Annotated in this window: 22 protein-coding genes and 1 riboswitch; of the genes, 12 read left to right on the top strand and 10 right to left on the bottom strand. The window is 66.5% G+C overall.

Going from position 1 to position 25,200, the window contains the following annotated elements:
* The first annotated feature begins 1 nt into the window (after position 1).
* The 6 genes from AB8808_RS09910 to AB8808_RS09885 all read left to right on the top strand — a co-directional run bounded on the left by AB8808_RS09910 (position 2) and on the right by AB8808_RS09885 (position 7,576).
* A complete protein-coding gene (locus AB8808_RS09910) occupies positions 2-1,258 on the top strand; it encodes a phosphodiester glycosidase family protein (RefSeq protein WP_369928948.1) in 1,257 nt (418 codons plus the stop codon).
* Positions 1,259-1,306: 48 nt separating this feature from the next.
* Positions 1,307-2,470: an ROK family transcriptional regulator gene (locus AB8808_RS09905; RefSeq protein WP_369928946.1), complete on the top strand. Its 1,164-nt coding sequence runs from the start codon at positions 1,307-1,309 to the stop codon at positions 2,468-2,470.
* A 52-nt stretch (positions 2,471-2,522) separates the two neighbouring features.
* The gene (locus AB8808_RS09900; protein ID WP_369928944.1) at positions 2,523-3,782 is read left to right on the top strand and encodes an MFS transporter; all 1,260 of its coding nucleotides are present in this window, start codon (positions 2,523-2,525) and stop codon (positions 3,780-3,782) included.
* Between the two features lie 63 nt (positions 3,783-3,845).
* Positions 3,846-5,240 carry an alginate lyase family protein gene (locus tag AB8808_RS09895; RefSeq protein WP_369928942.1) on the top strand — a complete coding sequence of 465 codons (1,395 nt, stop codon included), beginning with the start codon at positions 3,846-3,848 and terminating at the stop codon, positions 5,238-5,240.
* A gap of 28 nt (positions 5,241-5,268) precedes the next feature.
* Complete coding sequence (locus tag AB8808_RS09890; RefSeq protein WP_369928940.1) at positions 5,269-6,495, top strand: MFS transporter; 1,227 nt, start codon at positions 5,269-5,271, stop codon at positions 6,493-6,495.
* Positions 6,482-7,576, top strand: a complete 1,095-nt coding sequence (locus tag AB8808_RS09885) for an endo-1,4-beta-xylanase (RefSeq protein WP_369928938.1) — start codon at positions 6,482-6,484, stop codon at positions 7,574-7,576. The genes AB8808_RS09890 and AB8808_RS09885 overlap by 14 nt, the downstream gene beginning before the upstream one ends.
* Before the next feature lie 24 nt (positions 7,577-7,600).
* On the opposite strand, the gene AB8808_RS09880 is transcribed toward AB8808_RS09885, so the two are convergent.
* From AB8808_RS09880 to thiC, 4 genes are read right to left on the bottom strand one after another with little or no spacing between them, the layout of a single operon-like run.
* A complete protein-coding gene (locus AB8808_RS09880; protein ID WP_369928936.1) occupies positions 7,601-8,380 on the bottom strand; it encodes a thiazole synthase in 780 nt (259 codons plus the stop codon).
* A 2-nt stretch (positions 8,381-8,382) separates the two neighbouring features.
* The gene (thiS, locus tag AB8808_RS09875) at positions 8,383-8,577 is read right to left on the bottom strand and encodes a sulfur carrier protein ThiS (protein ID WP_369928934.1); all 195 of its coding nucleotides are present in this window, start codon (positions 8,575-8,577) and stop codon (positions 8,383-8,385) included.
* The gene (locus tag AB8808_RS09870; RefSeq protein WP_369928932.1) at positions 8,574-9,569 is read right to left on the bottom strand and encodes an FAD-dependent oxidoreductase; all 996 of its coding nucleotides are present in this window, start codon (positions 9,567-9,569) and stop codon (positions 8,574-8,576) included. Before AB8808_RS09870 ends, thiS begins: the two co-directional genes overlap by 4 nt.
* Positions 9,553-11,376, bottom strand: a complete 1,824-nt coding sequence (gene thiC, locus AB8808_RS09865; RefSeq protein ID WP_369928930.1) for a phosphomethylpyrimidine synthase ThiC — start codon at positions 11,374-11,376, stop codon at positions 9,553-9,555. Before thiC ends, AB8808_RS09870 begins: the two co-directional genes overlap by 17 nt.
* A 64-nt stretch (positions 11,377-11,440) precedes the next feature.
* Positions 11,441-11,547, bottom strand: a riboswitch (TPP riboswitch).
* Between the two features lie 137 nt (positions 11,548-11,684).
* Between thiC and AB8808_RS09860 the strand changes: the two genes are divergently transcribed.
* Positions 11,685-13,598 (top strand): alpha-amylase family glycosyl hydrolase, encoded by a 1,914-nt coding sequence (locus AB8808_RS09860; RefSeq protein ID WP_369928928.1) that lies wholly within the window; start codon positions 11,685-11,687, stop codon positions 13,596-13,598.
* A gap of 7 nt (positions 13,599-13,605) precedes the next feature.
* On the opposite strand, the gene AB8808_RS09855 is transcribed toward AB8808_RS09860, so the two are convergent.
* From AB8808_RS09855 to AB8808_RS09840, 4 genes are all read right to left on the bottom strand, one after another.
* Positions 13,606-13,995: a hypothetical protein gene (locus tag AB8808_RS09855; protein WP_369928926.1), complete on the bottom strand. Its 390-nt coding sequence runs from the start codon at positions 13,993-13,995 to the stop codon at positions 13,606-13,608.
* Positions 13,988-14,539, bottom strand: a complete 552-nt coding sequence (locus AB8808_RS09850; protein ID WP_369928924.1) for a hypothetical protein — start codon at positions 14,537-14,539, stop codon at positions 13,988-13,990. Before AB8808_RS09850 ends, AB8808_RS09855 begins: the two co-directional genes overlap by 8 nt.
* Positions 14,532-15,005, bottom strand: a complete 474-nt coding sequence (locus AB8808_RS09845; RefSeq protein WP_369928923.1) for a hypothetical protein — start codon at positions 15,003-15,005, stop codon at positions 14,532-14,534. Before AB8808_RS09845 ends, AB8808_RS09850 begins: the two co-directional genes overlap by 8 nt.
* Before the next feature lie 137 nt (positions 15,006-15,142).
* Positions 15,143-15,403 carry a hypothetical protein gene (locus AB8808_RS09840; RefSeq protein ID WP_369928921.1) on the bottom strand — a complete coding sequence of 87 codons (261 nt, stop codon included), beginning with the start codon at positions 15,401-15,403 and terminating at the stop codon, positions 15,143-15,145.
* Between the two features lie 127 nt (positions 15,404-15,530).
* Between AB8808_RS09840 and AB8808_RS09835 the strand changes: the two genes are divergently transcribed.
* From AB8808_RS09835 to AB8808_RS09820, 4 genes are all read left to right on the top strand, one after another.
* Positions 15,531-16,343, top strand: a complete 813-nt coding sequence (locus tag AB8808_RS09835) for a DODA-type extradiol aromatic ring-opening family dioxygenase (RefSeq protein ID WP_369928919.1) — start codon at positions 15,531-15,533, stop codon at positions 16,341-16,343.
* Positions 16,344-16,532: 189 nt separating this feature from the next.
* Complete coding sequence (locus tag AB8808_RS09830) at positions 16,533-17,690, top strand: glycerophosphodiester phosphodiesterase family protein (RefSeq protein ID WP_369928917.1); 1,158 nt, start codon at positions 16,533-16,535, stop codon at positions 17,688-17,690.
* A gap of 57 nt (positions 17,691-17,747) precedes the next feature.
* Positions 17,748-19,220: a hypothetical protein gene (locus AB8808_RS09825; RefSeq protein ID WP_369928915.1), complete on the top strand. Its 1,473-nt coding sequence runs from the start codon at positions 17,748-17,750 to the stop codon at positions 19,218-19,220.
* Positions 19,221-19,334: 114 nt separating this feature from the next.
* Positions 19,335-21,224, top strand: a complete 1,890-nt coding sequence (locus tag AB8808_RS09820) for an asparagine synthetase B family protein (protein WP_369928913.1) — start codon at positions 19,335-19,337, stop codon at positions 21,222-21,224.
* Here the strand turns inward: AB8808_RS09820 and AB8808_RS09815 are convergent.
* Entirely contained in the window at positions 21,196-21,960 is a 765-nt protein-coding gene (locus AB8808_RS09815) for a DUF4339 domain-containing protein (protein ID WP_369928911.1), read from the bottom strand. The genes AB8808_RS09820 and AB8808_RS09815 overlap by 29 nt on opposite strands.
* 187 nt (positions 21,961-22,147) lie before the next feature.
* Between AB8808_RS09815 and AB8808_RS09810 the strand changes: the two genes are divergently transcribed.
* Complete coding sequence (locus tag AB8808_RS09810) at positions 22,148-22,762, top strand: hypothetical protein (RefSeq protein ID WP_369928909.1); 615 nt, start codon at positions 22,148-22,150, stop codon at positions 22,760-22,762.
* A gap of 287 nt (positions 22,763-23,049) precedes the next feature.
* On the opposite strand, the gene AB8808_RS09805 is transcribed toward AB8808_RS09810, so the two are convergent.
* Positions 23,050-25,146 carry a phosphocholine-specific phospholipase C gene (locus AB8808_RS09805; RefSeq protein ID WP_369928907.1) on the bottom strand — a complete coding sequence of 699 codons (2,097 nt, stop codon included), beginning with the start codon at positions 25,144-25,146 and terminating at the stop codon, positions 23,050-23,052.
* Between the last annotated feature and the right edge of the window lie 54 nt (positions 25,147-25,200).

Here is a 25,200-nt window from a genome sequence, read left to right as displayed (position 1 = left end):
CATGGCCCAACGGGCGCTTGCCGTGTCGATGGCCGTGGCCTGCCTTGCCGGCGCCGGCGTGGCCTTTGCCGGTAGCGCCCCCGCCGTGCCATTCGTCCCGTTACCCACCCTGGCCACGGCCGGGTGCTGGGGCGCACAGCCCGACGACGTGCGTGCCGCTGTCGCCGAGTGCAGCCACCGCCACGTGCCCTGGCTGGTGCTGCCGGTGCGCGCGGACGCCAACGGGGAGCCCATGGCCACCGACAACCGCGCCACGGCGACATGCGCGCAGGGTGCCGCGTGCGTACCGCTGGGCGACGTACTCGACCTGACCGATGCGCCGCATGTCGTGCTCCAGGTGTCGCCTGACCTGCTCGACAGGGTCCAGCGCATCGTTGCGGCGCACGCCGCGGCCGATCGTGTGATCGTCCAGCCGATGATCGACCGACCAGCAGGCGACGTGGCGCCGACCACGATACGCCCCGGATTGGTCTACACGCGCCGGCAGCTGTCGTCGCCGCGACCGATGATGGTCCATATCCTCGAGGTCGACCTGACCCGGCCCGGCCTGCGTTTCGTCGTCACGCCCGGGCAACCGGGACACGATGACGAGGGTAAGCCGACCGAGTTCGTCGCCACCCGGACATCGGACTTCGCCGAGCGCGAGCACCTGGACGCCGCGGTAAACGCCACCTATTTCCTGCCTTTCGATGGCGGCCACCTGCTCGATAAACCGTATGTCGCACAGCCCGGCCAGCCGGTGACGGTGGATGGCGTGTCGATGTCGCAGGGTCACCTGGATTCCGGCTACGCCAGCACGGACGCGCGCTCCGACGGCTCGCTGTGCATCCATGGCGCCCATCTGTCCATCGCGGCGAAGACGTGTCCCGCAGGCACCACCGAGGCGGTCGGTGCCGGGCCGATCCTGATGCTGGACGGCAAGGCACGTCCGTTGGGAGGCCCCCGCCTGGACTACTACAGGGACAACGAGCCACGTACGGCGATCGGCATCGACAAGGCCGCCAGGCGCCTATGGCTGGTGATCGTCGACGGTCGCCAGACCGGCTACAGCGAAGGCATGCCGCTGCAGGAAATGACCGCGCTGCTGCGTGACCTCGGGGCCAGCTCGGCCATGAACCTGGACGGTGGCGGTTCGTCGACGATGGTGCTGCGCCGGGACGGCGCGGCCACGATCGTCAACAGTCCCATCCACACCGGCATTCCCGGTCGCGAACGGCCCGTGGGCAACCACCTCGGCCTGCGCTTCGATCCGCAGTGACATAATCCACGCTGCCAGCGCCACAGAAACGAGGAACCCTGCCCACCCATGCCCGCCCCCACTCCCCTTGCCAGCCAGGTGGCGCCGCAGTTCCTGCGTGCGCCGGACTCCGCCGATACGGTTTCCCACAACGAACGCGACCTGCTCGACCTCGTCCGTCACCATGGCACCACCACGCGGGCGGATCTCGGCCGGGCCACGGGACTCACGGCCCAATCGATCAAGCGGCTGGTCGACGAACTGGTAGAGCGCGGCATGCTGTGCATGGGCGAGACCATCTCCGTGGGACGCGGCAAGCCGGCGGTGGCGATCACGCTGGACCCGGCATTCGCCTATTCGGCCGGCGTATCGATCACCACCGACTCGATGTCGTTGTGCCTGATCGATTTCGCCGGGAACGTGCTGATCCGCCACGACGAGACGCTAGCCACGACCGGACGGAAAGCCCTGGTCAAACGCATCGACACCTTGCTGGGCCGGCTGGTGCGCCGCACGGGCGTGCCGGTCGAACGGGTATTCGGCGTGGGCGTGGGCACCACGGGCTTCTTCATCGGCGAGGGATCGCGGATGAACCCGCCCTCGGCGCTCGACGATATCGCGCTGATCGAACTGGACGTGCTGTTGTCGGAGGCGACCGGCTATCCGGTCTGGCTGGACAACGACGGCAGCGTGGCGGCCATCGGCGAAAGCCTCTACGGCGTCGGGCGCGACTATCGTGACTTCGCCTATTACTTCTTCGGCCACGGTTTCGGCGGCGGCATGATCCTGGACGGCCGCTGCTACCGCGGTCATCACGGCAACGCGGGCGAGTTCGCCGGTATGCTGCCCGCGCTGGGGCATGAACGCGCCGCCCTGGAAACCCTGCGCACCATGCTGGTCGAGGACGGCCACGACCTGCCCACCGTGCAGGCCCTGATCGACGGCTACGACCCGGCGTGGCCCGCCATCGAGCGCTGGCTGGACCGCGTGGCCCCTGGACTTTCCGCGGTGAGTTCGGCCGTGGTCGCCATCGCGGACCCCGCCGCCATCGTGCTCGGCGGAAGGGCCCCGGCCGACCTGGCGGCACGACTGGCCGCGCGCATCGTCATCGACAACGTATCGCGTCGCGGCCATGGCCGCCCGTTGCCGGCCGTGGTGCTGGCCGATGCCCCCCATGATCCCGTGGCGCTCGGCGCAGCCAGCCTGCCCTTCAAGGAATGTTTTTTCTGGTGAAACACTAGGGCCCTAACATGGTCACCTTTCCACACGGCAAGTGGGGTGTCGGGTGCACGAGGATCGACAGCGGCTGATCGCCTACGGCGGGGCGCATGGCGGCAAAAGCCTGTTCTGGCACGCGGCCGAGCTGCTTTTCGGCTACGTGCTGACCGAGGCATGGCAAATGCCCCCGCTGGATGCCGGGCGCGTCCTCGCGGTCAGCATGGCTTTGTCTGCCGTTCTGGATATCGTCGCCGCGCGGTTCCTGACCCGATGGGGTCTGGGTGTGCGACAGGCCGGCCAGGTCCAGGCGTGGGCCACGCTCGCCTGCGGTGCCGCCTTCGTGGCGTTCGGCCTGTCGGGGCTGCTGCCGCCCTTCGCCCACGGCGCACTGGCTGTCGCAGGCGTCGTCTGCTTTCGTCTCGCCTACGTCTTCATCGACGTGCCGCAGAACGCGTTGCTGGCCATGCTGACCCTCGACGACCGCGAGCGCACCGCGCTGGCCTCGACCCGCTACGTGACCGGCGGCGTTGCGGCCATGCTGGTCACCGGGGTGCTTGCGCCGTTACTGGTCCACGAAAAAGCATCGGCACGCGCGATCTTCGCCTGCTTCACCGTCGCCGTGTCCCTGGTCGCCACGCTGACCGCCATGCTGCTGCGTCGGCACCTCGATGCGCGGATACCCGAGGTCGGCGGGGCGGCCGTGCCCTTGACGTCGCCACCGGCGATGTCGCCCACGCGCTATGGCATGCAACCATCACGCATGCTGGCGGCGATGTTCGTCGTCTCCGCAGGAACCTCACTGTTTGGCCGTCTCGAGGTTTACTTCGTCGCATCATCCGATCAGGGGCACGTGGCCTACCTGCTGCTGGCCATCGCGGCCGGAACGGCCATCTCGCAACCGGCGTGGGTCTGGTTATCCCGCCGCACCACGCTGGCCGGCATGCTGCGCATCGCTGCCGGCGCCATGCTGGCGTCCGTCCTGGTCTTTCGTGGCGTTGCCGCCCAGGGTGGCGACGCGCTGTTGCTGGCCGGATTCGTCTACGGCTCGGCGTGCGGCGGCGTGCTACTGGGGTTATGGTCCCTGGCCGCGGGCATGGCGGCGGAACGAGCGACCCGTGTCGCTCCGGCAACGACGATGGCGTGGCTGACCTTCACCGCCAAGCTCGGCCTGGCAGCTTCCGCGCTGGCCAGCGGCTGGGTGCTGCATGGATCGGATTACCACGCCGCGAACAATCACGGCGTCTTGCAGGCGATGACCGGCGCTGTCATTGTCGGCGCCCTCGCCTGCCTGACCGTGAAGACACGCCGGCACGCCCTTGCGATTTAGACGGCTGCGAGCGCAATAAACAACGATTTTCCGCAACTTTCCAGCGATCCCATCGGATAGATCATGACTCGCCACCGTTCCAACGGTTTCCCTAGCGACGCCCCGCGATACCTCGCCTCGCTGACCGCCGTGTTGCTGGCCTGCGCCGCCGGCACCGCGCAGGCCCAGGCCCAGGCCGCAGCTACCTTCGTCCACCCGGGTGTCATGCACACCGCGAGCGACATCGCGCGGATCAAATCGCATCTTTCGCAGGAGCCGTGGGCCAGCGGCTATGCGGTGTTGCGCGACGACAGGCTTTCGTCGCCGACCTACCGTGCGCGGGGCGGCCATTGTCCACATGTGGTGCGCGACGTGCCGGCGAAGGCGATGTGCATGATCGAGTTCGACGACGATGCCAATGCGGCCTATCAGCAAGCAGTGATGTGGGTGCTCAGCGACGATCCGCGCTACGCCACCAACGCCATCAACATCCTGAACGCGTGGTCCGGCAACCTGGTCTCGATCGAGGGTGCCGATGCGCCGCTGGCGGCCGGCCTGGACGGTTTCAAGTTCGTTGCCGCCGCGGAACTGATTCGCCACAGCGACGCCCACTGGTCGGCCGCCGACGTCAAGGCGTCGGAAGACATGTTCCGCCGCGTCTTCTATCCGGTCATCGGCAACTTCGCTCCCTATGCCAACGGCAACTGGGATTCGAGTTGCATGAAGACCATGATGGCCATCGGCGTGTATACGAACGACTGGCCGATGTTCAACCGCGCGCTGGACTATTACTACAACGGACCGTCCAACGGATCGCTGACGCATTACGTCATCGACACCAAGGGCGAGGCCCAGGAGAGCGGGCGTGACCAGACGCATACCCAGCTGGGCATCGGCAATCTCGCCGAGGTGGCCGAAGTGGCCTGGGCCCAGGGCTTCGACCTGTATGCCGCGCACGGGAACCGACTGCTCGCCGGCTTCGAATACGTCGCGTCGTACAACCTCTTCAACGAGGTGATCTTCACCCCGATGGTGGATACCACCGGCAAATACCGCCACGACACGATCTCCAACATCGACCGGGGCGACCTGCGCCCCGTGTACGAGATGGTGGCCAATCATTACCTCCACCGAAGCGACGTGGCCGCACCGTACACGCAGAAGGCCGCGCTCAAGCTTCGCCCGGAGGGGCGCACGCCCAATGCCGACAACAACGGATTCGGCACCTTGATGTTCTCCCAGGATCTCACGCGCAAGATGGCGCCGAGGGGCACGGGTGACGTACCGCTGGGCTTTGCCGCCTGCGCCTCGGAGGGCGCGGTCTGCCACGTCGCCGAGGGGACGGGTCTGGTAGCGTATGGGGCCAGGGGGTTGTGGCACTACCGCGAGGTGGGCGTCGGGCAGGTGGTCGACTGCTCCGCCGCGTCCTTCGGTCCGGCTCCCGCGACCGCCGGCGCCACGTGCTCCGTTCAGCGCTGATCGACCCGCACCGTTACCGGAAGACCGCATGCGCATCGAGAACAAGGCGATAGGAATGGTCCTGGCGGCGGTGCTGATCGACACGATCGGCTTCGGCATCGTCATCCCGGTGTTCCCTGCCCTGCTCACGAGCCTCGGCCACACGGATATCGAGCACGCGACGCGACTGGCCGGCTACATGCTGGTTGCCTACGCGGGAGCGCAGTTCATCGCCGGTCCCATATTGGGAAACCTGTCGGACCGGTTCGGACGGCGACCGGTGCTGATCGCCTCGATGCTGAGCTTCGGTATCGACTATGCGGTGATGGCGCTGGCGCCGAGCATCGCGTGGCTTTTCCTGGGGCGCGTGATCGCCGGCGCGGCAGGCGCGGTGTACGGTCCGGCAGGATCGGTGGTCGCGGACGTGATGCCGGCGGAAAAGCGTGGCGGTGCGTTCGCGCTCATCGGCGCCATGTTCGGGCTGGGTTTCATCATCGGCCCGGCGATCGGGGGATTGCTCTCGGTATGGGGACCGCGCGCGCCCTTCTATGCCGCCGCCGCGCTGGCACTGGTCAACGCGCTGGTCATGCTCGTGGCCATGCCGGAAACGCTGGCCCGCGAGCATCGCCGTCCTTTCCGCCTGCGCGACGCCCATGTCATCGGCGCATTCAGGCCGCTCTTCCATGCCGGCCATGCGGCACCCCTGCTGGTGGCCGTCTTCCTCTGGCAACTGGCGCAGATGGTCTACCCGGCCACGTGGAGCTTCTGGGCGACGGCACGCTTCGGCTGGGATGCCACGGCCATTGGGTGGAGCCTGGCCTTCGTCGGCCTGACGGCCACCATCGTGCAAGGCGGGTTGACCGGGCCGGCGATCGAACGCTTCGGCGAGCGCAAGGCGGTACTGATCGGCGTGGTAGCCGGCGGCCTGTCGTTCCTGGCGTTTTCGGTGGTCACGGCCAGCTGGCAGGTTTACGTACTGTTTTGCACCAGCGCGCTGTCCGGACTGGCGATGGCCGCGATGCAGGCCATGCTGTCGGGCATGGTCGATGCGACGCGGCAAGGGCAGCTCCAGGGCGGGCTGGGTGCCATGGGCAGCGTGACGGAGATCGTCGGCCCGTTGCTGCTGACGCAGGTGCTGGCCTGGGGCATCGACCACCGGTTTCCGGGCGTGTCGTTCCTCATCGCCGGCGTGCTTGCGCTGGCCTGTGCCGGGATCGTGACGACGCGTGTGCGCGTTACTGCCATACCACCGGAGCCCACGCATGACGCCGCTTGATCGCCGCCGCTTCATGACCACCGCGCTGCGGGCCCTGGCAATCGCGCCGCTGCTGCGTGTGGGTCCCGCCGTAGCGGACGACGCTTTCCGTCCGTTGCGCACCGTGGCCGCGGAGCACGGGCTGTCGTTCGGCTTCGCGGTGGACCCTGCCTTGCTCGCGAGCGACAGCGCATACCAGGACGTCGTAGCGCGACAAGCCGGCATCGTGGTCACGGAAAACGCGTTGAAATGGGCCGAGGTGCATCCCGCGCAGGACCGCTACGACTTCGCACCGGCCGACCGCATCGCCACGTTCGCCGCCACCCACCGTCAAAGCATGCGCGGCCACACGTTGTGCTGGCATCGCGCCTTGCCCGACTGGGTCGAGCGTAGCGTCACGCCCGCCAACGCGGAAAGCGTGTTGACGCAACACATCGCCGCCGTGGTCGGTCGCTACCGGGGCAGGATCGTGTCGTGGGATGTCGTCAACGAGGCGATCCAGGTCGATGACGGAAAGCCCGGCGGTTTGCGCAACGCGTTCTGGTACCGGATGCTCGGTCCGGGCTACCTCGACGTGGCCTTCAGGGCCGCGCATCGCGCCGATCCGGACGCCGTGCTCTGCTACAACGATTACGGACTGGAAAGCGATTCCCCGTCCGGCGTACGCAAGCGTGGTGCCGTACTCGGCCTGCTACGGGAAATGAAGCGACGTGACGTGCCGGTCCATGCGCTGGGTATCCAGTCCCACCTGCGTGCCGCGGATGCGCAAAGCTTCGGCCCGGGACTAGCCGCTTTCCTGCGACAGGTACGCGACCTGGGTCTTCGCGTCTACGTCACCGAACTGGACGTGGACGACAGCCACGTCACCGGTACCCTCACCGAGCGCGATGCCATCGTGGCCGGTACGTACAAGCGCTATCTCGACCTGGTGCTCGGCACCGGCGCCGTGTCGGCCGTGCTGACCTGGGGCGTGTGGGACACCGCGCACCGCACCGGCGCCACCCCGTCCACGGGCCCGGCGGCCCAACGGCCGCTGGTGTTCGGGCCGCACGGAGAGATCAAACCGGCGAGTTGGGTCGTGGCGCATTGCCTTGCACGGTGAGCCACCTGACGGGAAGCAAAACCCTCAACCCCACTGCGCCATCCCCAGAACGGGGGTGGAGGGTACCGCCATGTCACGCGCTTCCATGGGTCCGGCGCGCCAGGCCGCGCGGCCGGCCGTTATCGCGTGTGCGAAGGCGCCGGCCATGCCCACGGGATCGCCGGCCTTCGCCACGGCCGTGTTGAGCAGCACCGCGTCGTAGCCCATCTCCATGGCGGCGGCCGCCTGCGACGGCAGCCCGATGCCGGCATCGACGATCAGGGGCACGCCGGGGTAGTAGCTGCGCAGGGTGCGCAGGGCGTAGGGGTGGCTGAGGCCACGCCCGCTGCCGATCGGCGCCGCCCACGGCATCAGCACGCGGCATCCGGCATCGAGCAGGCGCTCGGCCACGCCCAGATCGTCGGTGGTATACGGGAAGACCTCGAAGCCTTCGGCGGCGAGGATGCGCGCGGCTTCCACGAGGCCGAAGACATCGGGGCGCAGCGTGTCGCTGTCGCCGATCACCTCCAGCTTGATCCACGGCGTGTCGAACAGCTCACGCGCCATGCGCGCCGTGGTAACCGCCTCTTTCACCGAATGGCAGCCTGCCGTGTTCGGCAGCACCCGGCAGCCGAGTTCGCGCACCAGCTGCCAGAACTGCTGCCCACTCTGCGCGCTGGCCGATTCGCGGCGCAGCGACACGGTAACGATCTCGCTACCGGCGGCACGCACGGCGCCGGCCAGGCACGCGGGCGACGGGTACTGGGCCGTGCCCAGCAGCAGTCGCGAGTGCAGTTCATGCCCGTAGAGCGCAAGGGTATCCATGCTCAGCCTCCCTGCATCGGCGCAAGAACCTCGACGTGGTCCCCCGCGCGTAACAGCGTGGAGCCGCGCTGCGCCACCGGCACGAACGTGCCGTTCAACGCCGTGGCGACGACCGCCTCGCGCAGTCCCATCCGCGCGAGCAGCGCGAGCAGGTCGGCGGCATCGTCCTGTGTTTCCCCATTGACCATGATGCTCATGCCGCCTCCGCATAATGATCGGCCAGGCCATCCGCCAGGTGCTCCGCATACCACGGAGCCAGCAGGAAGCCGTGCCGGTAAAGACCGTTGAAACGCAGCACGTGGCCATCGCGCACCACGGCCGGCAGGTTGTCGGGAAAGGCCGGACGAAGGCCGACGCCGAGTTCGACGATCTCGGCATCGGCCAGGGCCGGATGCAACAGGTAAGCGGCGTTGAGCAGTTCCACCGCGGAACGCACGATCACCGGTCCCGCGTGCTCGCTCTCGATCGAGGTGGCACCGAGCATCAGCAGGCCATCCGCACGGGGAATCACATACACCGGCGTGCGTGGATGCAGCAGACGCACCGGACGCTGCAAGCGGATATCCCTGCTACGCAGCAGGATCATCTCGCCGCGCACGGCACGCAGGCTGGGCAGCGCGTCGCGCGCACCCAGCCCACGGCAGTCGATCACCGGCCGGTCGGCGAAGTCGTCGCAACGCACGTCGGCATCCAGTTCGAGGCGACCACCGAGGTGGCGCAAGGCAAGGGCCAGTGCCTCCAGGGCGTGTCGCGGATCGAGATGGGCTTCATCGGCAAACCACAAGGCCTGTCCGAAGCGGCCGGCCAGATCGGGTTCCAGCGCGGCAAGACCGTCGGCATCCAGCGCCTCGTGATGTTCGGTGCGCGCGGCGAAACGCACGAGGTCCGGACGATCACGCGCAGCCGCCACCACCAGCGAACCGCCGCACGTCACCCCCGGCACATGCCGTGGCCACCAGTCCAGCGACGCCATGCCGCGCTCGCTCACGCGCGGCTCGCTGCCGTCTCGCTCGCAATACGGCGCCAGCATGCCACCCGCCATCCAGGAACAGGCTTGCGCGCCCAACGTTGCCGAGCGCTCGTACAGCACCACCCTCGCACCACGCTCGGCCAGCGCCAGGGACGCCGTCAGTCCGGCCACGCCCGCGCCGATCACCGCAACCTCCCTGCCCTCAAGCGGCCGGGACATACAAGGCGCCCCCGCCGGCCAGGAATTCCTCCGACTTCTGTGCCATGCCCTCCATGGCTTCCGCTTCGCGACGCAGGTCCTGCGAGATCTTCATCGAGCAGAACTTCGGCCCGCACATCGAACAGAAATGCGCCACCTTGTGCGCGTCCTTGGGCAGCGTGGCATCGTGGTAGGCACGCGCGGTGTCCGGGTCAAGCGCCAGGTTGAACTGGTCTTCCCAGCGGAAATCGAAGCGCGCGCGCGACAGCGCATCGTCACGCAGCTTCGCGGCCGGATGGCCCTTGGCCAGGTCCGCGGCGTGAGCCGCGATGCGGTAGGTGATGACGCCCACCTTGACATCATCGCGATCGGGCAGCCCGAGGTGTTCCTTCGGCGTAACGTAGCAAAGCATGGCCGTGCCGAACCAGCCGATCATCGCCGCGCCGATACCCGAGGTGATGTGGTCGTAACCGGGCGCCACATCCGTGGTCAACGGCCCCAGCGTGTAGAACGGCGCTTCCCCGCACAGCGCCAGCTGCTTGTCCATGTTCACCTTGATCTTGTGCATCGGTACATGGCCCGGCCCTTCGATCATCACCTGGCAGCCGTGGTCCCACGCGATGCGGGTCAGTTCGCCCAGCGTTTCCAGCTCGGCAAACTGCGCCGCATCGTTCGCATCGGCGATGGATCCCGGACGCAGGCCGTCGCCCAGCGACAACGACACGTCGTACTGCCGGCAAATCTCGCAGATCTCCTCGAATTTCTCGTAGAGGAAACTCTCGCGATGTCCCGCCAGGCACCAGCGCGCCATGATCGAGCCGCCGCGGCTGACGATACCCGTGACGCGTCGCGCCGCCAGCGGTACATGCGCCAGGCGCACGCCCGCGTGGATGGTGAAGTAATCCACGCCCTGCTCCGCCTGCTCGATCAGCGTGTCGCGGAACACCTCCCAGGTGAGCTTCAACGGATCGCCGCCCACCTTCTCCAGGGCCTGGTAGATCGGCACGGTGCCGATGGGCACCGGCGCGTTGCGCATGATCCACGAGCGGATGTTGTGGATGTTGCGCCCGGTGGAAAGATCCATGACCGTGTCGGCGCCCCAGCGCGTGGACCACACCAGCTTCTCGACTTCCTCGGCCACGCCGGAGCTGACCGCGGAATTGCCGATGTTGGCGTTGACCTTCACCAGAAAGTTGCGCCCGATGACCATGGGCTCGAGTTCCGGATGGTTGACGTTGGCGGGCAGGATCGCCCGCCCGCGCGCGATCTCGTCGCGAACGAACTCGGGGGTGACCACATCGGGAATCTCGGCACCGAAGCTCTCGCCGTCCGCCAGCCGCTCCGTGGCATCGCTCAAGGCCTGTTCCCGGCCGAGGTTTTCGCGGAACGCCGCGTACACCATCTCTTCGGTAACGATGCCGGCCCGGGCGAATTCGTATTGCGTCACCAGGCGTCCGGGGAGGCCACGACGCAAGGCGACCGGCGCGGGACAGGCCGGCACCACGGCCTCCGCGCTCAGGTTGCCGTTGTCTTCGGGCCTGACGTCGCGACCCTCGATGCGGACGAGGTCACGGGTCGCCAGCCAGGCTTCACGCACGGGCGGCAAGCCGCGAGCGAGATCGATGCCGGCCTCGGCATCGGTGTAGGGGCCCGAGGCGTCATACAGGTTGAGCGGCGCTTCGCGGGGGTCGCTCAGCGTGACCTGGCGAAAGGGAACGCGCAGGTGGGGATGACCGGGCGGGGAAAGGTAGACCTTGCGCGAGCCGCGTATCGGGCCGGTGGTCACGGTTGCGGGGGCATCCGCGTGAGCAGGCGTGTTCGAAAGCATGGATCTCTTCTCCTGGAGGATGGGAGACCCGGGGCGACGATAAACAGGGGTGCACGCCCCATGGCGTGCTTGGCATTCCCGTCCCTTCGCCGGCATGACCCGGATCAGGTTCGAAGGGTCCGGCCGCTGCCATCTCAGCCCTGCCATCGCAGGACACCCCTCGGAACGGCTCAGAGCCTAACGAGTTTCCTTGCACGGGAACAAGTGCTTGCCTTGACCTTGCAATCGGTTGCACATCGCGGCACGATCGGGGGCTACGGCACGACGGGCGCCTGAATCGACAGGCGTCCGATGCCCACGGAGTGACGATGAGCATGTTGTGCGACGCCGCGGACGCCGGTGCGGATGCGTTCTACGAAGCGCTGGGCAGTACCGCCGGACAAGACCGCCAGCCAGGCGGCGAGACGATCGGCCGGTTGCATCGGCTGCTGGAAACGCTGTACGGCAAACGCGAGGGCTTTGCCGATCGCTTCGCGGAATTTTGCGATCGCCTGGGGCACCTAGCCCACGCGCGGCCCGCCGCCCTTCGCGCACGGGACGACGAACGCTCACGACGGCCCGACGGGTTCCTCGGGGAACGGCCCGTTGCATACATGGCCTATGTGGACCGCTTCGCCGGGGATCTGGAGGGGGTGCGCTCGCGCATACCGCACCTGCAAAAACTGGGCGTGAGCTACCTGCACCTGCTGCCGTTCCTCCGTGGTCGCCATGGCGAGAACGACGGCGGCTTTGCCGTGCGTGCGTTCGACGAGATCGAACCCCGGTTGGGCACGATGGCCGACCTGGAAGCGCTGTGCGCCGACCTGCACGCCGCCGGCATCATGCTGTGCTCGGACCTGGTGTTGAACCATGTCGCCGACGATCATGCATGGGCACGCGCCGCCGCCGCGGGCGACGCGCGTTACCAGGCCTGGTTCCACACCCTGCCCGACCGGCAGGCATGCGACGCGTACGAGATGGGACTGGACCAGGTATTCCCCGAGGCCGCGCCGGGCAATTTCACCCACGTCCCCGCCATGGGTGGATGGGTCTGGACCACGTTCTATCCCTACCAGTGGGACCTCAACTACGCCCATTTTCCCGTGTTCGCCGCGATGGCGGAGACCATGCTGGGCCTGGCCAACCGCGGCATCGACGTGTTTCGCCTGGACTCCGCGCCGTTCCTGTGGAAACGCGCCGGCACCTCGTGCACCAACCAGCCGGAGGTGCACGTCATCCTGCAGGCCTTGCGCGCGGTGATCGAACTGGTCGCGCCGGGCGTGCTGCTGAAGGCCGAGGCGGTGATGCCGCCAGCCGACGTGTCGCGTTACCTGGGCGACGCGCAGCATCCCGAATGTCACCTGGCGTACCACAGTGGCCTCATGGCCGCCGCGTGGACGGCGCTGGTGGAACAACGCGCGGACATGGTGGAAACGGTCATGAAGGCCACCCCGCCACCGCCGCCCGGCACCGGCTGGATGACCTATGTGCGCTGCCACGACGACATCGTGTGGAGCGTGCTGAAGCAGGACGTGGCGGCCGGTGGCCGGCGCTTTCGCGAGCGCATCGGCTTCGTCGCGGATTTCCTCGAAGGGTGCGTGCCGGGTAGCTATGCACGGGGCGTCGCGTTCCAGCGCGGGCGCGAACGCACCCTGCACGGCACCAACGGCATGACCGCCGCGCTGGTGGGCCTGCCCGGCAACGATCCCGCGGCGCAGCGCCTGGCACTGGCCCGGTTCCAGTTGCTCTACGGCCTGGCCTGCTGGGTGGGCGCCGTACCGATGATCTTCATGGGCGACGAACTGGCCCAGGGCAACAACGACGATGCGCGCGACGTCGCCGCCATCGTGGCCGACAGCCGATGGACCGAACGTCCCCGCTTCGACGACACGCGCCTGCGAGACATGGAGATCGGTGAAGGACTACCGGCTTCCAGCTTCGCCGCGCTACGCGCCCTCCTCGATGCACGCGCCGATCCACGCCTGGACCCGCTGGCTACGGTGACGGTAGTCGAGAGCGGCCATCCGGCCGTACTCGCCTTGCAGCGCGGCCCGGATGCCTGGGCGGTATTCAACTTCAGCGGGTCGCGTGTTCCCACACAACAGCTGACGAAGACGATGGGCGCGACCGAGCATGTCCTGCACGGAAAAAACAGTGCGGATCTGCCGCCATACGGCATGCTCTGGGTCAGCGGGGCGAACAAAGGCAACACCGCCGTATCAAGATCACGCGGAGGCAGATAGTCGACCGCTAGAATTTCTCGAACCGGTTCGCCGGTACGACATACACATAGAAACCGCCGTCATCGGCCAAAACACCGATGCGCAGATCGAGGATTTCACCAAAATACGGAGACTCGGGGCCGACGAATGTATTCTCGTAGGGTTGGCTGAGCACCTCGACGACGATGCCTGGCTTGCCATAGGCCGGATAGGTCAGATGTTTCAGCCCTGCTTTCCACTTGACCACATCACCCGGCTTGAAATCGTTGTGTTTCACCAGATCGTTGAGTCGTCCTTGCAGTATCCGGACCAGCTCTTGCGATGCAATCTGCGATATCTGTTGGCCAACGAGGGTCATACCCCCCGGAATCAATGCAGGCGACTTGGCGAGGATATCCATAATCGGGTCGTCACGCATAGTCATGCACTCCTGAGTGTCCTTGGCTGATCTGAGAAACTCTTGGCATCATGTTGCTAATGGCGCCCATACCACTTTCCATACTCCTGGAACGCTTCAGCAGGGACGACATGTACGACGCTGTCATGTTTTCGCCGCTCGCAGAAACGTTCTGGATCTGGGAGAGAATCAAATACGTTGCCTCGATACTATCCATGTCGATGGCTTCGATCGCTTCGACCCGCTCCGCCCGCGCATACATGCGCAACCGTTTTGCAGGATTGGGTGACTTGCGTTCCAACTCAACGATAACGCGAGAACTCGAGCCGAACTTTCGCGAGTCGGTGTGCGCCGTGTTGATGGATCGCACTTTCATGCGAAGAGCCCTTTGTTCGCGATCGAACCTGCTGTAGGAGCGTTGCCGTCCATCGTCAATGGATGAATCCTTGACTGCGAGCCACATTCCATAGGCCAACCGACCCAGGCCAAGCAAGCCAAGGGCGATGAAAAAAAGAAATGCGATATCGAGCCCTGGCCCGAGGAGGAAAATGAAAACGTCATTCATCGGTCAATCCCTGATCGTACAGCGATGACTTGATAGCCATGGAAAGAACAGCAGTACATACATAAACGCCGATGCCGAAGTAGACAAGCTTATCCGGCAGCACAAGAGTAGGAGCGAACTGTCGAACCGTTTTCAACACAACATAATAAATGCAGCAGATAATTCCCACGACCCAGAGTATCCTCAGGGAAATAGAAACAAATCTGCCGTTCACAAGCGGCCGTCCGGAGACTCGAGCTTCCGATATGTCATAACCTACTGCGGCGGCGAGAACAGTGGTAGCGAGCAGGAAGTCTCCCTGGGATATGAAGTCCCTCACGGAGTCGTTATGCGCTGCCAGAACATTGAATAAGATGCCGAGGATCAGGGGGACGGCCATCGGCAGAACAGCACAAAAACAAAACCAGTCGAAACCCAGTGCCCATGGTCCTCTCTTTGAATCGGCCGTTTGCTTCCGCGACATCATGTCTTTATCCTGAGTCCTGCTTGTGCCTGGATCGTATCTGACCAGTCGCAAGTGTACATCGCCGCACGCCTGGGAGTTCCAGATCAGGAGGATTATTCAACCCTTGGCGCTAGCTGGTGCGATGTAGGGCTAACCTCTCAACATCCCTTATCCGGTTCAAGTGCCAACGCATCGGTGGTCTGCCAGATGCCCGAATCGTCCTCCACCCGCATGCGCACCGGCACCTTTCGGCTGCTATGCAGGGTCAGGGCGAGCGCCAGGGCGAACTGCAAGGACTCCGCGCGGCTGGCGAACCCGCCCACCCGCTCGCGTTCCTGCAGCACCGCGTACGCTTCCGCGCCCGTACCGCCCTGGGGCAGGTAGAGGGTAATCGTGTTCCCTAAGTCGCGTGCTTCCATCCTGGTATACCTCGTCTTGGCGGTGCTGCCGACCGAAGTGCACCACAACCGCCGTCAAGGGAAATGCTACGCCGGGCGATGCGTGGGATTACGATAGCCCGATCAGCTTCGATGCGAGACGGCCGGCATGCGACTTCCCACCTACTTCCTCTCCCATGGCGGTGGCCCCTGGCCGTGGCTGAAGGACGACCAGCGCGGTGCCTACGACGCCCTGGAAGCCTCGCTGCATGCCGTTCGCCGTGAACTCGGCGACGCGCCCCGCGCCATCCTGATGGTCTCCGGCCACTGGGAAGCCAGCCGGTTCCTAGTCTCTTCGGGCAAGCAGCCGCCGATGATCTTCGACTACCACGGCTTTCCCGAGCACACCTACCGCATCCGCTACGACGCGCCCGGCGATCCGGCGCTTGCCGAACGCGTGTATCGACTGCTGACGGACGGCGGCGTGCCTTCGGGTCTGGATCCCCACCGTGGCTTCGACCACGGTACGTTCTCGCTGATGCACACGCTCTATCCGGAGGCGACCCTGCCCGTGGTTCAACTGTCGCTGCGGGCAGACTTCGACCCGGCGACGCATATCCGCGTGGGCGAGTTGATTGCGCCGCTGCGTGACGAGGGCGTGCTGATCGTCGGCAGCGGCCTCAGCTTCCATGACTTGCGCAGCTTCATGAACGGCAGGGGCGGTACCGCGTCGGCCATGTTCGATCGATGGTTGAACGATGTCCTGGTGGATGCGCCACCCGCCACGCGACATGCGCAACTGCTGCGCTGGGCGGATGCACCGGCGGCACGCGCGGCCCATCCGCGCGAAGACCACCTGCTGCCGCTCATGGTCGCCGTCGGTGCCGCCGGCAACGATTCCGGCACACGCATCTACCACGAGCGCAATTTCATGGGCGCGATCACCGTGTCCAGTTTCCGCTTCGGCGCGCTACCCCGGTAACCCTGCGGTCGCTTGGATGTCATATCGCTTTGGCCTACTATGCAAACGATTGCATAAGGGCTTTCGGCGCGATCCAGGCTAAACGTCCAGGATGTGCCGCCACGCATCCTGCGGCCTTGCCGCATGGATACACCCGTGCCGGCACATGCCGATGCACGGTCTTCGTTCTGCCTTCGAGGACACACACACATGAGTCGTATCAGCAGATCGTTCCGCCGCTCCGCCATCCCCCTTTGCGTCGCCCTCTCGGTCGCCGCACTGGTCGCCCCCATCACGGCCATGGCCGCCAACAACTGGAATCCCAGCCGCATCCTCGCGGCGTTCGAGAATCCCTACGTCGGCAACACCAAGGATGTCGGAGTTATCTCCCATCGCGGCATCGTCGACAACGGCTGTCCCGAAAACTCGTCGTGCTCCATCCTGAACACGTACAACCACAACGTCGAAGCCATCGAGCTGGACGTGAAGGAAGACGCCGACGGCACGCTCTGGTTGTTCCACGACCAGAACGCCGGCCGCATGCTGTTCCACCTGCCCAACTTCGATATCTTCCAGCCGGCGCAGAACCCGAAGGGCTGGGATCCGGACATCCGCACCATGACGTCACAGGAACTGCTCGGCTCCTTCCTGCGTGACCGCAACTTCTCCAAGACCGGGTACCACCCGGTCACGGTGGCGCGCGCGTTGGCGACGGTGAAGACCGAGGCCAACCACATGCTGGTCGTGCTCGACATCAAGACCGTGACCGCGGTGAATCAGGCGGCCAACCTGGCCAAGCAGTTGGGCATGCAGAACCAGGTCGTGCTGAAGTTCAGCTCGTCGCTGTTCGCCGGCAATCCCAACGCCATGCTCGGCGCGACCAAGGGCGTCGCCTTCGCCCCCACGGTGTACGCGGGTGACGAGGACAACATCGCGACGCATTACAACGGGCTGTGCGGTGCGATCACGCCTGAATCGGCGCAGTGCCGCGTGGACGCGTGGGTCAACGAGGCGAAGGGTATCGGCGCTTCGTGGGTCGAGATCGGCAACAAGCAGCCCGTCGCGGGCGACCCGACGTACGGCCTACTGCGTGCCGAGGCCGGCCTCAAGCGAGCCATAGGCGCGTTCTCGCCCGTTATCGAATACCGCGTCAACATGCATGACGGGTACCACTTCGTCCGCAGCAACGGTACCTGCTGCGCGGCGCTGAGCGACTACCTGAGCCGCACGCGCTACTTCGGCAACGAGACGCGGGACGACCGTCCCAACTTCGCCGCCCAGGTCTTCACCGGCGCCACCAACGTCATCACGGACGACCCGCTGAGCGTCATCCCGGCGGTTCACCGCGATACGTCGCGCTACCAGTAAGCGTCACCGGTGGCCGGGAGCACGTGCTCCCGGCCACCCCCTACCGGATGCTCCCTCATGCGCTATTCGTTCATGGCTGCCGGACTGCTGTCCGGGCTGATCGTCACGGGTCTGTTCGTCTTCCATCACCCGTCGGCCGCCACGGCCGCCGAAGCCGGCCCCGCATCCGCGCAAGCGACACAAAACGCGGCACAGGCCCCGACGGCCCGGGATGGCTCGCCAACCCGGCCCCTGGCGGGCATCCCGGCCGATCGCCTGGGCGCGTGGACGGACGATCTCGCCGCGCGAGCCCATCTCTTGCCCCCCGGCCTCGAAGCCGATGTGCTGCTTCGCCTCGCCGCTGCCTTGCCTGGTGGCGACACCGTGCGTATCGACCGCCTGCTCGACCGCGCGGCAATCGCCGCGGCACATGCCCAGCGCCGCCTGCCCGGGCTGGCGACGCTGGCCTATGTCAACGATGAAACCTCCGACCCGCTGCACCGCCCTTTCACGGCCGGCCTGGACACCACCCACCTGATGCTGCGCAACGCGCACCAGCGTGGATTGCAAGGCGCCGCACTCGCCGATGCGTGGCGCGCCCTGCCCCTTCCCGAAGCCACTACCTGCACGGCCCACTACGCCGACGACCCGCAACCGGCGTTCGAGGCCATCACCGCAGGCGCGCCCCCGGGCGAGCCGCTACAACAGGCATGGGACGCACGCGTGGCCGCCGCGCGGCGCGAAACGGAAGCCGCGGCGGCCCTGCACGCGCTGACCAGGGTGCCCGAAGCCACCGTGCCACGCATGGTACCGGCCCTCGTCGCGCTGCTGGATCGTGCCCGCGGCGACGATGCCGCGTTCGCCCTGACGTCGCTGAGCATGGCCGGCGACCTGCCCCTGGTCGTCGCACGGCTGGACGCCACGCCCGAGCTGCAGAAGCGTCTCAACGACGCTTATATCCGCTATGTCACCGACCACCTCGCGGCCACGCGTTGCGAATCCAGCACAAAGGGCGAGCACTGGCTGCTCGAGCAACGTTTCATGGCCGGGGTGGAAGGCACGCCGGATGCGGACACCACGGTTCCCGTACCGGATGCGCACGACCGTGACGCCAGCGAACTGCGCAAGGCGGGTTTTGCCGTACGCCAGGCGCTCGTTTCCACGGACGGCACCCCGCCCGTGAGCGCCGCGGCGACGGAGGCGGCTGTCGTGGCGCTGCTGGACCGCAGCGAGACGGCGCTCGCCCAGGCCGACGACCACGATGCCGAAGCACGCATGCCGCGCACCGTGCTGCACGAACTGGCGCCGGTACTGGAATCGATGCCTGCGGGTGCGTTACGCGACCGCGCCTTCGGGCTCGTACGAAAGGCCATCACCAGCCGCGCCATCGAACAGGACGACGACCTGTGGTGGGGCGACACCCTGGGCCTCCTTCGCGGCATGGGCTCGTGGCCCGACGGTGCCCAGCGCCTCGCCAGCCTCGCGCGCGACCCCGACCCGCGGCTCTCCCTCTATGCGCAACTGGCGGCGGCAGGCCTGCTCGCGGATTAATCGCAAGAACCATGCCGATATCCGCAATTTCGTAAGGGGCGTGAAAGCGACTTCGCCATATCGTGATCCCGCTCACGGAGAAGGCGTTACTTCTCCTTAACGGGAAGGTTTTACATGTCTGGCTTGCTGGGATGCTGGAAGTCGCACGGGTCGTCCGCACAAGACGCCGACGGCATCCTCGCAAGGATGCATGCCGATACGTCGACGACACGGGAACCGCAGGTCCTGTCACGTTGCGGGTCGCTGTCCCTGTCGTCGTTCTCGTCGTCTCGCCGGGCCGACGGGGGAACGCTGCGCTCCCCCAGTGGACGTTACCTGTTCACCCTTTCCGGCGATATCTACGGGCGGCGCGGGCACCCTGACGAAGGTGCCCTCGTGCCTTACCGCTGCCGCCTGAAGAACTTCGGCGACGCGGTGGACCGCTTCGGCATCGTCGACGCGGTGCGGGGCATGGACGCCGGTGGCGTGGGCTGCCTGTGGGATGAAGACGAACGGTGCCTGTGGCTGTTCCGCGATCGCGCCGGCGAGCGAACCCTCTACTACCGGCCCAGCCAGGAACAGTTCACCTTTTCGTCCTGCCTGCGCTCCATCGCCGACTGCCCGGGCGACATGGCGACGATTTCCCCGGATGCGGTATGCGCTTATCTGCGTTTCGGCTACGTTCCCGCGCCGCTATCCATCTACCGTGACGTCTGCAAGCTCGAGCCGGGCACGCTGAAACGCTTCGAGCCGACTGGTGCGCCGGGCCACGCGTCGCTGGCGCAGGTCGACGAGGTCCGGTACTGGGATATGCGACAGCACATCGGACGCTCCGAAGACGAAGGGCGGCAGCTCACCTTCGAAGAAAGCGTCGATGCCACCCACCGCGCCATCGAGCATTCCGTCGCGCGCCGGTCGTTCGGTGCAGGCACCTTCCTGTCCGGCGGCGTGGATTCCAGCATCGTCACCGCCGTCCTGCAGTCGCACAGCGCCACGCCGGTGGACACATTCACCGTGGGCTTCGACGACCCGGGCCACGACGAAAGCGCATGGGCGGCCAAGGTCGTGACCGCACTGGGCGTGCGCAACACGCATGCCACGCTGGCGGGGCACCAGGTACTGGACCTGCTGGGCAAGGTGCCCGCGGCGTTCTGCGAACCCTTTGCCGACTCGTCGCAGATTCCGTCCTTGCTGGCCTGCCAGCTGGCGTCGTCCGAGGTCGGCGCGGTGCTGACCGGCGACGGTGGCGACGAGCTGTTCTTCGGCCACTCGTCCTACAGCCGCGCGATGCGCAACGCGCGCCTGGCGCAACGCATACCGGGTCCGCTACGGCGTGCCGCCGGGCGGTACACTTCGGCGCGGGGCGAACGCTCTCGTCTGGGTGGCATGCCGGCGGTGATCGCGGAGGCGTCGCTGTCCACGCTGGAGCAATGCTACATGCAGCGTGTATCGAAATGGCGTCATCCCGAGCAGGTCGTGCGCCATAGCACCGAACCGCGCACCGTGTTCACCGATCCCGCCCGGCAATTCGTCGGCGGCAGCGCGATGCAGCGGGTGATGTACCTCGACCTCAAGATGGACCTGGCCGAAGGGCTGATGACCAAGGTGGACCGCTGTGCGGCCGCCTACGGCATCGTCGCGCGCCACCCCTTCCTGGATGCGGGCGTGATGCAGGCGGCATGGCGCATCCCGGCCCACCACCTCTTCGCCGGCGGCGAACACAAGGCCGTGCTCAAGGCGGTGCTGGAAAAATACCTGCCGCGCGAGCTCATCTACCGTCCGAAGGTGGGCTTCGGCGCCCCGGTATCGCGATGGTTGCGCGGCCCCCTGCGTGACTGGGCGAGCTTCCATCTCGATCCGGTGACGCTGGAAAGCCAGGGGATTTTCGATGCCGGAAAGGTCACCGCGCTGTGGCGCGACTTCCAGTCCGGCTGCAACAAATGGCACACGCACCTGTGGCCGATCCTGATGTTCCAGGCATGGATGGCAACCCGGCTCAGCGGAACAACCGCACCGCCACGATGATGCCCAGGACCAGCAGGATCACGAGCACACCGTAGATCGCCCAGAAGATGCCCTTGGGCGCCTCCTCGATCACGCCGGTCTGCTGCCAGCGGGCGATGCGCGAAAGCTGCCCCTGCAGGTACCAGGTGGTGAAGAAGAACAGCGTGACCCCACCGATCTCCATGGGCAGGCCGCGCTCGGCGCCGAAGCGCTTCAGCGATGCCGACATGGAGTAATAGCCCATGTAGATGAAGACCACGTCGACCACCTGCAGCAGCAACGCGATCGGCGAGCGGTCGCCGATGACACCGGCGGCGAACCCGCACAGCAGCGCGATGATGAAATAGACGGTGACGTTGCTGCGAGCATCGATCTTCTTCACCCATACCGACTGCACAAACATCCACACCAGCGCGAAGATGCCCAGCGTGACGACGGACAGCAGGGCGACCCAGCCCCAGTGGAGGTTCGGTGCGGTGGGGTCGGCGTTGCGGGCCGGGGTCGCCGCCACGGTGGTCGCGCGTGGCGTCAGGCCGGGCGGCGGAACCTCAAGCGAGGGCGGTTCGGCCTGGGCGACATCAGCTGCGGGGTGTTCGCGCAGGAACGTGTCCAGCGGCAGCCACTCGCTCATGCCGTCGCGCCAGCACAGCGCCGCGCTGTCGAGCGTGCCCTGCCGGTGCCAGCGCCGGACGGTGTCCATTGCGTACGGCCCGAAACGCTGGCCGTTCAGGCCAAGCCAGATCTGTGCGTCTTCCAATGCGTTCCCCTGTTCCGTGTGATGCGTCACACCGCGCGGACATCATACAGAGGCGCCCGGGCAAGCTGTCTACGGGCGGTATCCCGGGCTGCCTGGATGCCGGGTTCGCGATGCCCCCCCGACGATCACGCGCGCCGGACGAATATGGACTAAGGTCGGCCCTTCTTAGGGACGGGATGGTGGCGGCATGAACGACGAGGGTTCTTTCGGCCTGCATGCTTCCGTCGGCCTGAATGGTCCTGCGGGCCTGGGGGTTGGCCCATCGCCCCACCAGGAACATGCCCTGGCGCTTGCCGAAGCCCATCGTTGCGCCCGCAGCGCCCAGCATGCCGTCGCCGGTACGGCCGCCCTGCTGGTCCGGCAGCGCTCCGAACTGCAGATCCTGCGCCGCGCCCTTGCCCAGACGCCCGTCTCGTCGCCGCTGATGGGTTTTTCGCACGCGATGTATGTCGCGCCGGTGAGCCGGATCGAGGCGGACGCCCTCGTAGCGGTGACCGCCCTTGCGGAAAGCCCGTCGGCAGCGCTCGACGAGCCCTTGATCCGCCTGGCCGTACTCACCCAGGAGGCCGTGGGGCTGGGCCACGCCGTGCTCGGCGGGGACGTGGAGCGCGCGTGCATTCGGGCGCGTGTCATCGTTCGTTGCGCCGAGGCCGCGGGCCTCTCCGAGGTGGTATCCACTGCGGTGCGCGTGCTCGATCTCCTGGCCGAAGGAGATCGAAGCCCTGCGGGGGGCCTGGGACAAGCCGTTCATGCGCTGGCGGTCGAAATCGACCGTGCTCAATCGATCCAATTCGACTCATGACCGATTCATCTGCGGGGGGTTAGATTTACTCCCAAGGTTGCCGAGAGGCACCGGTCCCACGCATATCTGGCAGTTCCCCTGCTGCCTTTGCATCGATGGATGTCCCCTGAGCCCGCGGTCCCCTCCGCGGGCTTTTTAATGGGCGTTGTTCATGACCGGAGCCTGCCCGCCTTAAGCCGAAGCCGAAGCCGAAGCCGAAGCCGAAGCCGAAGCCGAAGCAATCGTCGCTCGGATGGCAAGGACTCAGGCACGCTCGTCGAGGGCCAGCCCCTGGCCTTATCGGCGGATCAACGCCCCAGCGCCGGGTCCGACACGGACGGACGCCCATCCTCGCGATGCCCCGCGAACCGCCGCAGGAACAGTGGGTCGACGTCGCTGGTGGCGGTCAGGTCGTACCAGTGGTCGCAGCCGCCGATGTCCCAGTGGCTTTCCACGCGCTGGCCCGGCAGCAACCAGTACCGCCGCGGCACCTCGTCCAGGTAGTCGTTCGCGGCGATGGTGACCGCACAGGGGCGGCCGCCGTCGTTGCTGACGACAAGGTGCAGTTCGCCGGCACGCCGCCCGCGGACCAGAGTGACCTCGGGCAGCGCGACGCCATGGTGGTCGCTGCCCTTGTCGGGCTGCTTGCCGCTGAACTGGCGGAGGAAGCCGTTGGGGCCATGCACTACAAGATCATAGGCATCGCCGCTGTACGCGCTGGTCCAGTGATCGGACAACTTCTTGCCGGCTTCCACCGTATAGGTCCACGGCCCGTCCTTGCGCAGCGACGAGGTGACGTGGAAGCACGCGCCCATCGCGCCGCGGTTGCCGAAGTCGAGGAGATAGCGGCCCTGTTCGCGATCGACGCGCCCGGTTACCTCCAGGTCGTACGCCAGCGCACGCGCCGGGCGCTGGCCGCGTTCCTGCCGTGGCAGCCGCTGCTCACCGGGCGGTACCGGATGGTAGTCGGCATGGGTAGCCTGATCGGGCTCGTAGGCCTTGGTCGAGGGCAGCGACGGCACGCGGCCATCGTGGCCATCGAAGTCGAAGGCACGCGTCAGGTCGCCACAAACAACACGGCGCCATGCCGAGATATTGGGCTCGGCCACGCCGAACCGCTGCTCGAGGAAACGCAGGATCGACGTGTGGTCGTAGGTCTCGGAACACACCCAGCCACCCTTGCTCCAGGGCGAAATGACCAGCATCGGCACGCGCACGCCGAGGCCGTACACGCCGGGATCGAAACCCTTGCCGCCGGGATACACCTCGTTGTCCGCATTCACGGTGGACAGGCCGCGGTCGCGCGAGGTCGGCGGATAGGCGGGCACCACATGATCGAAGAACCCGTCGTTCTCGTCGTAGGTGATGAACAACGCCGTCTTGCTCCACACCTCGGGATTGGACGTCAAGGCGTCCAGCACGCCGTCGATGTACCAGGCGCCGTAGTTGGCCGGCCAGCTCGGGTGCTCGGTATAGGCTTCCGGCGCGGCGATCCAGGACACCTGCGGCAGCGTGTCGGCCATGACGTCCTTGCGCAGGATGTCGAACAGCGACTGGCCGGTGGTGGTCTGTGTCCCGGTGCGGGCCTTGTCATAGAGGGGGTTGCCCGGCTCCGCATCACGGAAATGGTTGAAATACAGCAGTGAATTGTCGCCGTAGTTGCCGATGTACGGATTCTTGCCCCAACCCCATTTGCCGGCCGCATCCAGGCCGGTGCCGATGTCCTGGTAGATTTTCCAGGAAACACCCGCCGCCTCGAGGCGTTCCGGGTAGGTGGTCCAGCCGTAGCCCTTCTCGTCGTTGGCCAGGACGGGGCCACCGCCCTGCCCGTCGTTGCCGACATACCCGGTCCACATGTAGTAGCGGTTGGGATCGGTGGAGGACAGGATGGAGCAGTGATAGGCGTCGCAGAGGGTGAAGGCGTCCGCCAGTGCGTAGTGGAACGGGATGTCTTCCCGGGTGAGGTAAGCCATGGTGGTGGTGCCTTTCGAGGGCACCCACTGGTCGTACCTGCCTGCGTTGAAGGCAGCGTGCGTGTCGTTCCAGCCGTGCGGCAGGTCTTCGATGAACTGCAGGCCCAGGTCGTCCGCCTGCGGCCGGAACGGCAGCACGTAGTCGTCGCTGCCGGCGGTGAGCGGCTGGTGCCAGACGGTGCGGCCGGAAGCCAGCGTCGTCATCCGCGGGTCGCCGAAGCCGCGCACACCGCGCAGGCTGCCGAAATAATGGTCGAACGAGCGGTTTTCCTGCATGAGGATCACCACGTGCTCGATGTCCTTCAGCGTGCCGGTGCGCCGTGCGGCGGGCACGGCCAGGGCTTTCTGGATCGACATCGGCAGCGCCGTCGCCGCCAGGGCGGCGCCTGCGGCACCGAGGGAGAACTTGAGGAAATGCCGGCGATCAGTCATGCGTATACCCGTGCGCTGGGAAAGGGCCCCTTGCGCCGGGTATTGTCGCGATCG

Origin of the sequence: Xanthomonas sp. NCPPB 2632 (assembly GCF_041228075.2) — a bacterium.
In the GTDB taxonomy this organism is placed as follows: domain Bacteria; phylum Pseudomonadota; class Gammaproteobacteria; order Xanthomonadales; family Rhodanobacteraceae; genus Luteibacter.
This window is presented reverse-complemented; position numbering and strand designations above follow the sequence as displayed.